The sequence below is a fragment of the Vibrio sp. D173a genome, from assembly GCF_030248475.1.
Window position 1 is genome coordinate 1 of sequence record NZ_JAHGAH010000044.1, and the last position, 10,559, is coordinate 10,559.

Consider the following 10,559-nt stretch of genomic DNA (forward strand, 5'->3'; position numbering starts at 1 on the left):
TATACGTCCCTCTGAGCGATGGCGAGCCAAGCAAGGGTGACCTCATCCATTAGGTACAAACTGTGGCGAATCAGCTTGCCATGCTCCATCTGATTGCGTGCAACAGTGTTGTCCTGCCACTGCTCGAGCAATTTATCAATTTTGATTTGCAGCAAGCGATACATGGGTTTGTTCTCAAAGCGAGAGGTTTCCACTAATTGGTGCAGTTTATAACCTAGTTCCTGATGGATGGGCTCTATCTCTTTCTCATGATTTTGTTGGTGTTGGATAGAGTAGTGGGTCACTGCACGATGACGGCGCAATAGATGGACGGTATCGCGTAATAAGGTGAGCAATTGATACTTACGAGCATGTTGCTTTTCTCGCTTTGCAGCCAAGTGATAGATCCCAGCCAGAATAGCAATCGAGATCAGAGTAGAAATCAAAACAAACATAACCAACTCCTTGTTAGTGCTTTTGACCTAGCAACTAAGTAAGAGCAGTTTTGATGCCAATAGTTAAGTTGTTTTAAAACATCAACTTATAAAAGCTAACATTAATGGTTGGTACAAGTTTGGTGCGGGCTCTCCCCAAAAGTGTGAATTCAATCGAAAAAAATCCCCGCCGAGTTGGGCGAGGATTTCTAAGTTGCGTCATGGAGTAATGAATTACATTACACGCATACCTGGTTGAGCACCTTCGTGTGGCTCTAGGATCCATAGGTCACTGCCGCCAGGGCCTGCTGCTAGGATCATGCCTTCAGACATACCAAACTTCATCTTACGAGGTTTTAGGTTCGCTACCATTACGGTTAGTTTGCCTTCTAGCTCTTCAGGTTTGTACGCTGACTTAATGCCAGAGAACACCTGACGAGTTTCACCGCCGATGTCTAGTTGGAACTTAAGCAGTTTGTTTGCTTTTGGCACTTCTTCACAAGAGATGATGCGAGCAATACGCATATCAACCGCTGCGAAAGCATCGAACTCAATCTCTTCAGCGATTGGATCTTTATCTAGCTCAGTTTGACTAGCTTTGTTCTTTTCAGCTTCTGCTTTTTCTTTTGCTGCCATTTCGGCTGCTGCATCTTCTTTTGATGCTTCGATCATCGCTTCGATGTTCTTAGGATCGATACGGTTGAACAGCGCTTTGAACTTAGTGATCTCGTGACCAGTTAGTGGTGCAGCAATGCCTTCCCAAGTTAGCTCTTCGTTTAGGAATGCTTCAGTACGCGCTGCTAGTGCAGGCATCACTGGTTTCAGGTAAGTCATCAGAACGCGGAACAGGTTAATACCTACAGAACAAATTTCTTGTAGTTCCTGATCTTTACCTTCTTCTTTTGCTACAACCCAAGGTGCTTTTTCATCAACGTATTGGTTAGCTTTATCTGCTAGCGCCGTGATCTCACGGATCGCACGGCCAAACTCACGAGTCTCGTAAAGCTCTGCGATACGGTCTGCTGCTGCAACGAATTCGTTGTATAGCTCAGGCTCTGCAAAGTTTTCAGCAAGCTTGCCTTCAAAACGTTTAGAGATGAAGCCAGCGTTACGAGAAGCTAGGTTAACAATCTTGTTTACTACGTCAGCGTTAACACGTTGAGTGAAGTCTTCAAGGTTAAGGTCTAGGTCGTCAATACGGCTGTTTAGTTTTGCCGCGTAGTAGTAACGCAGACACTCTGGGTCTAGGTGTTTTAGGTACGTGCTTGCTTTAACAAACGTACCTTTAGACTTAGACATCTTCGCGCCGTTTACCGTTACGTAGCCGTGTACGAATACGTTGTTTGGCTTACGGAAACCGCTGCCTTCTAGCATTGCTGGCCAGAATAGCGAGTGGAAGTAAACGATGTCTTTACCGATGAAGTGGTATAGCTCAGTCGAGCTGTCTTTCTTCCAGTACTCGTCGAAGTCTAGACCTTCAGTTTTGTCACATAGGTTCTTGAAAGAAGCCATGTAACCAACAGGCGCGTCTAGCCATACGTAGAAGAACTTGTTTTCCTCGCCCGGGATCTCGAAGCCGAAGTAAGGCGCATCACGTGAGATATCCCACTGTTGCAGGCCTGATTCGAACCACTCTTGCATTTTGTTAGCCGTTTCAGATTGTAGAGAGCCTGAACGAGTCCACTCTTTTAGCATGCTTTCGAACTGGGGTAGGTCGAAGAAGAAGTGCTCTGAGTCTTTCATGACTGGAGTGGCGCCAGAAACTGCTGATTTTGGATCGATCAGCTCAGTTGGGCTGTACGTCTCACCACAGTTATCACAGTTGTCACCGTATTGGTCTTCTGACTTACACTTAGGACAAGTACCTTTTACGAAACGATCCGGTAGGAACATTTCTTTCTCAGGATCGAACAACTGAGAGATAGTGCGGCTAGAGATAAAACCGTTTTTCTTCAGCTCAAGATAGATGTGAGAAGCTAGCTCACGGTTCTCTTCTGAGTGTGTGCTGTGGTAGTTATCAAAGCTAATATCAAAGCCAGCGAAGTCTTTTTGATGCTCTTCGCTTACTGCAGCGATCATCTCTTCTGGCGTAATACCCATCTGTTGTGCTTTTAGCATGATTGGCGTGCCGTGAGCATCGTCAGCACAGATGAAGTTTACAGTGTTGCCACGTAGGCGTTGGTAGCGAACCCAGATGTCAGCTTGAATGTGCTCAAGCATGTGACCTAGGTGAATCGAACCATTAGCGTACGGAAGGGCACAAGTTACCAGCAGTTTTCTTGGATCGTTTGCCATACTTAATAATCGCTTTTTGATAGGTATAAAAAATAGAGGGTAATACTACCCCATGAGCTCCCTGACGCCAAGGCATCAAACCATGGATTGCCTTAGTTTTTTTGGGGTTCTGAATCTCGCCGCTGGGTGCTACGATTAGATGCATAAAGGAGGCCTCATGCATCAGTTCACTTCAAAACAAGATTTTTGTCATTGGCTAAACCAGTTCCAACATCCACAGTTGGTGGAAAATTGGGCAGATATGAATGGGATGGTTGCTATCCCTGCGCAAGGCGGTATTCAAATTACCTTGCCATTCGCGAGCAACGAACTTCAAATCGCGCTGAACGACTGGATTAAAGAGCAACAAGCAGCAGGCGACGTCCCTGCGTTTGATTTCCAAATCGAGATAAAGGTTAAAGCGCTTGAGACGCAAGTTACCAATGCTGTTAAAGGCGTGAAAAACATCATTGCGGTCAGCTCGGCAAAGGGAGGCGTGGGTAAATCGACAACAGCGGTTAACCTTGCTTTAGCTATTGCACAGTCGGGTGCGAAAGTTGGCTTGTTAGATGCTGATATCTATGGTCCATCAGTTCCTATGATGTTGGGGCAAGAAGACGCGAAGCCTGAAGTCCGTGATGCGAAATGGATGGAGCCTATTTTTGCTCATGACATCTATACTCATTCTATCGGTTACTTGGTGGATAAGTCGGAAGCGGCTATTTGGCGTGGTCCTATGGCCTCCAAAGCGCTATCACAACTGCTGACAGAAACGGATTGGCCTGAGCTTGATTATCTGGTTATTGATATGCCACCGGGCACGGGTGACATTCAGTTAACGCTTTCACAGCAGATCCCAGTAACAGGTACAGTGCTTGTCACGACACCGCAGGATCTTGCCTTAGCGGATGCGCGTAAAGGCGCGGCCATGTTCCATAAAGTCAATGTGCCAGTTGTCGGCGTTGTTGAGAACATGAGTTACCACATTTGTGGTCAGTGTGGCGCGGTTGAGCATATTTTCGGTACTGGTGGTGCAGAGAAAATGTCGCAAGAATTTGGTTTGGCGCTGTTAGGGCAAATACCACTCCATATTTCAATGCGAGAAGACATTGATGCTGGCATTCCAACTGTGGCACGACGTCCAGAAAGCGAGCACGCTGGCTACTACAAACTGCTCGCAGATCGCGTGTGTTGTACAATGTATTGGCAAGGCAAAGCAAAACCAGATGCAATCAGTTTTACCATGGTGAACTGAGTTTAATATCGATGCTGGTTGAATATTGTACATATAAACGTTTGCTTGGAGGTTGATCCTCTGAGCAGACAGAAACTTATAACGAAACCCTAATTCCAACTAGTAACGAAGGGGGGAACTCCCTATAATCAGGCAGTTTATCTCTTTATGTGACTAGAAAATCATCATCGGGTGCAAATTAATGTCTGATAATAATCAATGCGTCATCGTAGGTATTGCTGGCGCTTCTGCTTCTGGAAAAAGTCTGATCGCGAGCACTATTTACAATGAGCTTCGCGAGAAAGTGGGCGATCATCAAATCGGTGTCATCACGGAAGATTGCTACTACAACGACCAAAGCCAACTAAGCATGGAAGAGCGTGTAAAGACTAACTACGACCACCCGAGCGCGTTGGACCACGACCTACTCTGCGAACACCTAGAGAAATTGGTACGTGGCGAAGCTGTAGAAGTTCCTGAGTACAGCTACACAGAGCACACTCGCACAAGCAATACGACTCCAATGACACCTAAAAAGGTCATCATTCTTGAAGGTATCTTGCTTCTTACTGACCCACGTCTACGTGACCTAATGCACGCAACTGTATTTATGGATACGCCTCTGGATATCTGTCTACTTCGTCGCGTTAAACGTGATGTTGAAGAGCGTGGTCGTACAATGGAATCTGTTCTTAAGCAATACCAACAGACAGTTCGTCCGATGTTCATGCAATTTATCGAACCTTCTAAGCAATACGCGGACATCATCGTACCTCGCGGTGGTAAAAACCGTATCGCAATTGACGTTCTTAAAGCGCACATTGCAAAACTTCTGAAAGCTTAAGCCTTTAGACGGCTATATCGCTTTATTTTTGTATGAAGAAGTTGCACCTTAGGTGCCACTTCTTTTTTTGTTTTTAAATTAATCAGTTGCAATACGAAATCGGACCTTTTTCACGCTTTTGTGGAACTGTCGGCGATTAATCAAGTCTGTGCTTATAATTGTAAAAACACTCGAGCAAGGAAAAAGCGAATGAAAAAACTGCTCTTAATCATTGCCATCCCAATTGTGGCGATTTTGGCTGTTATTTTAGGGTTAGTGATTTTTGTTAACCCAAACCAATTTAAACCACTGATAGTGGAACAAGCTCAAAAGCAAACCGGCTTAGAACTCGTTATTGACGGGGACATCAGCTGGCAGTTTTTCCCATCAATTGGCTTCGAGCTGGGCCGCACTGAATTAAGAAACCCACAAGGCTTTAGCCAACCAAATCTGTTTAAAGTTGAAACGGTCGGCGTAGATGTGTCTGTTACTCCTTTGTTCAGCAAACAACTGGAAATTGGGAATGTCACTCTTGATGGTGCTGAGTTCTACCTTGAAACGCTGAAAGATGGTACCAAGAACATTGATGCGCTAACCAAAGCACAAACCCAGCAAGCAGAAAAAACCACGGAAGCAACGTCAGAGCAAGCGGCAGACTCTCAGAGTGCGGCTTCTGATTGGACGATCAATCTAGCTGGCGTCACCATCTCCAATGGCTATGTTGAAATCCAAGACAAGCAAGCGGGTAGCTACACTAAACTGTCTGATATTTCTTTAAACCTCTCTCAGTTTGCCTTTGATAACTGGACAACGGCAGACTTCGGCGTGAAAGGTGAAATGAATGATCAGACGTTTACAGCGCAAGGTAAAGCGGATTTCAAACTGGCGAAAGGCTTAACTAGTTACGCTCTGAAAAACATCAACTTTGATGCAACTTACCGCGATCCGGCCAACAAAATTGAATCTGCGACCATCGGTTTAGAGACGTTCGAATTCGATAAAGTAAACAACCTAAGCTACGCGTTAAAAGGCGAAGCAGGTGGCATGAAGCTTGATATGCAAGGTGGCGGTGAGTTAAACGTCGATAAAGCTATCAGCAAAGTGCAGTTGAACAAGTTGACGTTGAACTCAACGTTTGAAGGAGATGCGCTTCCACAATCACCAATGAAAGTTGATATGGCTTCAGATCTCTCTTTCGATCTTACTAAGAGTCACTTGAGCTTCGTATTGGAAAAGCTAACAGCAAACGCAATTGCATTGGATGGTAAAGCGGACGTGACTTTGGGTGAGATTCCGAAAGTACGCTTTGCTGTGCACAGTCCTAACATCGACTTGGATGAATTCCTTGGCTTGAACCAGCAGGCTTCATCGGGTGGTAAATCAGCATCAGGCGGCAACAGTGCTCCTGCTGGTCCTGAAGTTGAACCAGACCTTTCTGCACTAAAAACGCTTGATGTGAAGGGCGATATTACGATTGATAAGTTCAAAGCCGCTAACGCGAAGATGGAAGCGGTAAAAGCAAGCTTCTCTATCAATCGCGGTGTGTTCGATCTGACTTCATTCAGCTCTAAGTTGTACCAAGGTACGATCACTGCAACCGCTAAGCTAGATGCACGTAAATCACCAGCAACTTACTCAGCGAAGAAATCAATTAAAGGTGTCCATATCCAACCATTGTTGATCGATGTGGCAAACAACGACATGTTGGAAGGTACAGGCAACATTGATGTGAACGTTAGTGGTAAGAGTCTAACGCCAACAGGCATCAAGAAGAACCTGGCCGGCACTGTCGTGATCAATTTTGCCGATGGTGCTGTGAATGGCATCAACGTTGCTCAACTGATTCGAGAAAACTACGCACGATTCAAAGGTCAAAGCCTAGATGGCACGGATGAAGTTAAGAAAACAGACTTTAGTGCAATGACGGCGACGTTGAAGCTGGACAAAGGTGTGGTTTCTACCGATAACATGAAAGCGCAGTCTCCACTTCTTCGTGTTCGTGGTAAGGGTAAAGCGAACTACTTAAACGAAACGGTCGACTTCACTATTAGCACTTCGATTGTGGGCTCGTTAGAAGGCCAGGGTGGTAAGAACATTGATGAACTGAAGGACATCACTATTCCTATCAACGTTTCTGGTAAGTGGGCTGATCCTAAATTCAAGCTGGTTTTCGATGACGTATTGAAGCAAAAAGCACAGAAAGAAATTGACCGTGGTGTAGACAAGCTAACGGATAAGATCAAAGACGAGAAAACCAAAGAAGCCGTAGATGGTTTGTTGAAGAACTTATTTAAATAATGAACCAGGCTTCCTAGCTCTATATCGTTAAAAGCAAAAGGGTTGGCCTGAGCCAACCCTTTTAGTTTGTGCATTATTCGAATTCTTTGGAGCTTTATTCGCTCGGAGAAATCTTTAAACACTTACCAATCGACACCTTTTACGGCTTTTACACCAGATTCGAAGGCGTGCTTAACATTCTTCACTTCGGAAACGGTATCAGCCATCTCAATCAAGGTGCGGTGTGCACCGCGACCAGTAATCACAACAGATTGCATCTTCGGGCGGTTGTTCAGCGCTTCGACCACTTCGTCTAAGTCGATATAGCCATAACTCACCATGTACGTCAGCTCATCAAACAGAATCACATCAATCGATTCATCTTTAAGCATACGCTTACACTCTTGCCACACCAATTGAGCGGCCTGTGTATCGGCGGTTTTATTTTGCGTTTCCCAAGTAAAGCCCGTTGCCATCACTTGAAACTCAACGCCGAGCTTCTCTAGTAGGTTGCGCTCGCCATTGTCCCATGTACCTTTGATAAACTGAGCGACGGAACATTTCAATCCATGGCCAACGGCACGCGCTATGGTGCCAAAACCAGATGTCGATTTACCTTTACCATTACCAGTGATGATAAGTAGTAGGCCTTTTTCTTCTTGGGCAGCGGCGATTTTAGTGTCTACCTGCTCTTTTACTTTCTGTTGGCGAGCCTTATGGCGTGCTTCTTTGTTTTCTTCGATAGACATAATACTTCCTCAATTCCGTTGTGTGCTTTGCCCGTGGTTACTTGGGTTCATCGAATTATCTCGTTATGATAGACCAACAGTTGGTGAAGAAAAACCATCGATAATTCAGGGAATAAAATGAAGAAACTACTCGTTGTTTGTATGGGAAACATTTGTCGTTCGCCAACAGGTGAAGCAGTATTAAGAGCAAAAGCTAAAGAACTGGGTATTTCAGTGGAAGTGGACTCCGCAGGGACCATTGGTTACCACGCCGGAAATCCTCCCGATGCACGCTCTATGCAAGCAGGAAAGCAACGAGGCTATTCGTTTAAAGGAATGCGTTCTCGTAAGGTAACGATAGGGGACTTTGATGAATTTGATATGGTGTTAGCGGCCGACAAAGCGAATCTTGCCGATCTATTGGATATTTGTCCGACAGAGCATCGCCACAAAGTGTCGTTATTCTTAAGTCATGGTGATTCAGACTATGACGAGATTCCGGATCCATACTATGGCGGAGATGCGGGTTTTGAATTGGTACTGGATTTGATTGAAGATGCGTCGGAAGTGATTTTGAAAAAGCTCTAAGTAGTGACAAGCGACAGATAGCAAAAGGGATGAGTCATGCTCATCCCTTTTTCGTTTTCATTAACCTGCAAGTACGTCGGTTGCAACCTTGTAGCTTGGGTCTTCTTTCACGTTGATTTCAACCAAGCTGCCCGCTTTATCTAGAAGCTTGCGGCAGTCAGGGCTCAGGTGACGTAGGTGAAGTGTTTTACCTAGTACAGCGTAGCGCTCAGCCAGAGTCTCAATTGCCTCAATAGCTGAATGGTCTGTTACGCGAGAGTCTGCAAAATCGACAATGATGTCTTTAGGATCGTCTTGAGCATTAAACAACTCAAGGAAGTTTGCAGCAGAACCAAAGAAGATAGGGCCGTGGATCTTGTACTCTTTTGAACCTTCTTCGTTTAGACGCGTGTCTGCGTAGATATGTTTAGCATGCTGCCATGCAAACATTAGCGCAGATGCAATCACACCAACAGCAACTGCAACCGCTAGGTCAGTCAGTACAGTCACTACTGTTACTAGAACGATAACGAAGAAATCTTGCTTAGGTACACGACGCGCAAGTTTGAACGTTGCCCATTCGAATGTACCGATTACCACAATGAACATAACACCAACTAGCGCAGCCAGTGGAATCATTTCAATCAATGAAGAAGCAAACAGGATAAACATCAGTAGGGCAATAGCTGCAACGATGCCTGATAAGCGACCACGACCGCCGGAGTTTACGTTGATCATTGACTGACCAATCATCGCACAACCACCCATTGCACCGAACACTGAACATGTCATGTTCGCCATGCCTTGGCCGATACATTCACGGTTTGATTGACCACGAGTATTGGTCATTTCATCTAGTACCGTCAGCGTCAGTAGAGACTCAATCAGACCGATAGCAGCAAGAATGATTGCGTAAGGTAAGATGATCTGCAGTGTTTCAAGAGTGAAAGGTACAGCTGGAATAGAGAAGGTTGGAAGAGAGCCCGCCAACGTTGCTGCTTCGTCACCAGACATAGTACGTAGGAAGTCTACTACCGTACGTGTTTCTAGATCTAAACCAACCACTAGAGCCGTTACTGTTACGATCGCAACAAGTGAAGAAGGCACAGCTGTGGTGATTTTTGGTAAGAAATGAATGATACCCATTGTCAGCGCCACTAGGCCAAGCATTAGCAGCATTTGGTCTTGTGGTAGCCAAGTCAGCATGCCGTTGATGTCAGGCGCTTTAAACTGACCTAGCTGCGCAAGGAAGATAACGATAGCCAGACCGTTTACAAAACCAATCATTACTGGGTGTGGAACGATTCGAATGAATTTACCCAGTTTGAATAGACCTGCTGCGATCTGAAGAATACCTGCGAGCATAATTGCGGCAAACAGATATTGAACGCCGTGAGTCGCCACTAGCGACACCATAACTACCGCCATAGCGCCGGTTGCGCCAGAAATCATACCTGGACGACCACCGAAAATTGAGGTGATAAGGCCGACGATAAAGGCTGCGTACAAACCAACCATAGGGTCTACACCAGCAACGAATGCAAATGCTACAGCTTCAGGAACCAGTGCTAGCGCAACCGTAAGACCTGATAGCACATCGTTTTTTACAGAGTGCTTAGAAAATTGAGGAAATTCGAACATGTTTTAAATTGGGTTCTCTTGGCGATGAATTTCTCCCGACACATATTCGTATTGCACAAGTACTGATGGGGAAGCGAAGTCGCTTCTAACAGTACAAACCGTAGTAAAAAAAGAGCAGCATCAGAATGGTGTCGAAAACTTGAGTCGGCGAATGCTACCGAAAAGTGTGATTAAGTTCAACAAAGAAGGGGATATTGACGCACAAATGTGATCGGTAGTTGATATTAATATGAACAATGAAAACCAACGGGCTAAATAACAAAAAAGGCTGCCGATCGGCCTGTCTCTTGATCACAAGTCTAGTGATCAAGAGACATTGCGAGTTCGTAGCCCTCAAGGATGGTTTGTAGTTTAAACCATCCTTCCCAAAGCACCTTTATTGAAGCTCTACCCGTCCTTTTGGTATCTTTCCAACCGCCTAATTTAGCGAGATTTTTGTTCGCCCAACCCATATCGGGTACTTCTTTAGGTAACGTCTTACTTTCTAGTTTCAACCATAGTAGCTTCCAAGCTTTTTGGCCCAATACCTTTTCACAACTTTCTTTCGTTAGCTCATCAACTTCTTTCATGAAGCGTAATGCCAATAAACGCGTAGCAACAAA

General features: G+C 45.1%; 7 protein-coding genes and 2 pseudogenes. 4 read left to right on the forward strand and 5 right to left on the reverse strand.

Annotated elements, in window-relative coordinates:
- Together KIV40_RS05550 and metG are read right to left on the reverse strand one after the other, a co-directional pair.
- A pseudogene (locus KIV40_RS05550) lies at positions 1-434 on the reverse strand (hypothetical protein); the annotation flags it as partial.
- A gap of 213 nt (positions 435-647) precedes the next feature.
- Complete coding sequence (metG, locus tag KIV40_RS05555) at positions 648-2,708, reverse strand: methionine--tRNA ligase (protein ID WP_285348188.1); 2,061 nt, start codon at positions 2,706-2,708, stop codon at positions 648-650.
- Positions 2,709-2,865: 157 nt separating this feature from the next.
- Between metG and apbC the strand changes: the two genes are divergently transcribed.
- The 3 genes from apbC (at position 2,866) to KIV40_RS05570 (ending at position 7,042) form a co-directional block, all read left to right on the forward strand.
- The gene (gene apbC / locus KIV40_RS05560) at positions 2,866-3,942 is read left to right on the forward strand and encodes an iron-sulfur cluster carrier protein ApbC (RefSeq protein ID WP_285348189.1); all 1,077 of its coding nucleotides are present in this window, start codon (positions 2,866-2,868) and stop codon (positions 3,940-3,942) included.
- Between the two features lie 181 nt (positions 3,943-4,123).
- On the forward strand, positions 4,124-4,765 hold the full coding sequence (gene udk, locus KIV40_RS05565) for a uridine kinase (protein WP_005433235.1): 642 nt from the start codon (positions 4,124-4,126) through the stop codon (positions 4,763-4,765).
- 189 nt (positions 4,766-4,954) lie between these two features.
- Positions 4,955-7,042: an AsmA family protein gene (locus tag KIV40_RS05570; RefSeq protein WP_285348190.1), complete on the forward strand. Its 2,088-nt coding sequence runs from the start codon at positions 4,955-4,957 to the stop codon at positions 7,040-7,042.
- A gap of 122 nt (positions 7,043-7,164) precedes the next feature.
- Here KIV40_RS05570 and cobO read toward each other — a convergent pair whose 3' ends face one another.
- Positions 7,165-7,770 (reverse strand): cob(I)yrinic acid a,c-diamide adenosyltransferase, encoded by a 606-nt coding sequence (cobO, locus tag KIV40_RS05575; protein WP_285348191.1) that lies wholly within the window; start codon positions 7,768-7,770, stop codon positions 7,165-7,167.
- A gap of 117 nt (positions 7,771-7,887) precedes the next feature.
- Here cobO and KIV40_RS05580 point away from each other — a divergent pair, with 117 nt between their 5' ends.
- Positions 7,888-8,337, forward strand: a complete 450-nt coding sequence (locus KIV40_RS05580; protein WP_077200446.1) for a low molecular weight protein-tyrosine-phosphatase — start codon at positions 7,888-7,890, stop codon at positions 8,335-8,337.
- A 60-nt stretch (positions 8,338-8,397) separates the two neighbouring features.
- Here the strand turns inward: KIV40_RS05580 and KIV40_RS05585 are convergent, their stop codons facing one another.
- Entirely contained in the window at positions 8,398-9,957 is a 1,560-nt protein-coding gene (locus KIV40_RS05585; protein WP_285348192.1) for a SulP family inorganic anion transporter, read from the reverse strand.
- A gap of 299 nt (positions 9,958-10,256) precedes the next feature.
- Positions 10,257-10,559 (reverse strand): annotated as a pseudogene (locus KIV40_RS05590) (IS4 family transposase); the annotation flags it as partial.

What these genes read in the sequence shown, in the direction of transcription:
- apbC (WP_285348189.1), top strand. Translation starts at nt 2,866, where the DNA reads ATGCATCAGTTCACTTCAAAACAAGATTTTTGTCATTGGCTAAACCAG.
- cobO (WP_285348191.1), bottom strand. Translation starts at nt 7,770, where the DNA reads ATGTCTATCGAAGAAAACAAAGAAGCACGCCATAAGGCTCGCCAACAG.
- metG (WP_285348188.1), bottom strand. Translation starts at nt 2,708, where the DNA reads ATGGCAAACGATCCAAGAAAACTGCTGGTAACTTGTGCCCTTCCGTAC.
- KIV40_RS05585 (WP_285348192.1), bottom strand. Translation starts at nt 9,957, where the DNA reads ATGTTCGAATTTCCTCAATTTTCTAAGCACTCTGTAAAAAACGATGTG.
- KIV40_RS05570 (WP_285348190.1), top strand. Translation starts at nt 4,955, where the DNA reads ATGAAAAAACTGCTCTTAATCATTGCCATCCCAATTGTGGCGATTTTG.
- udk (WP_005433235.1), top strand. Translation starts at nt 4,124, where the DNA reads ATGTCTGATAATAATCAATGCGTCATCGTAGGTATTGCTGGCGCTTCT.
- KIV40_RS05580 (WP_077200446.1), top strand. Translation starts at nt 7,888, where the DNA reads ATGAAGAAACTACTCGTTGTTTGTATGGGAAACATTTGTCGTTCGCCA.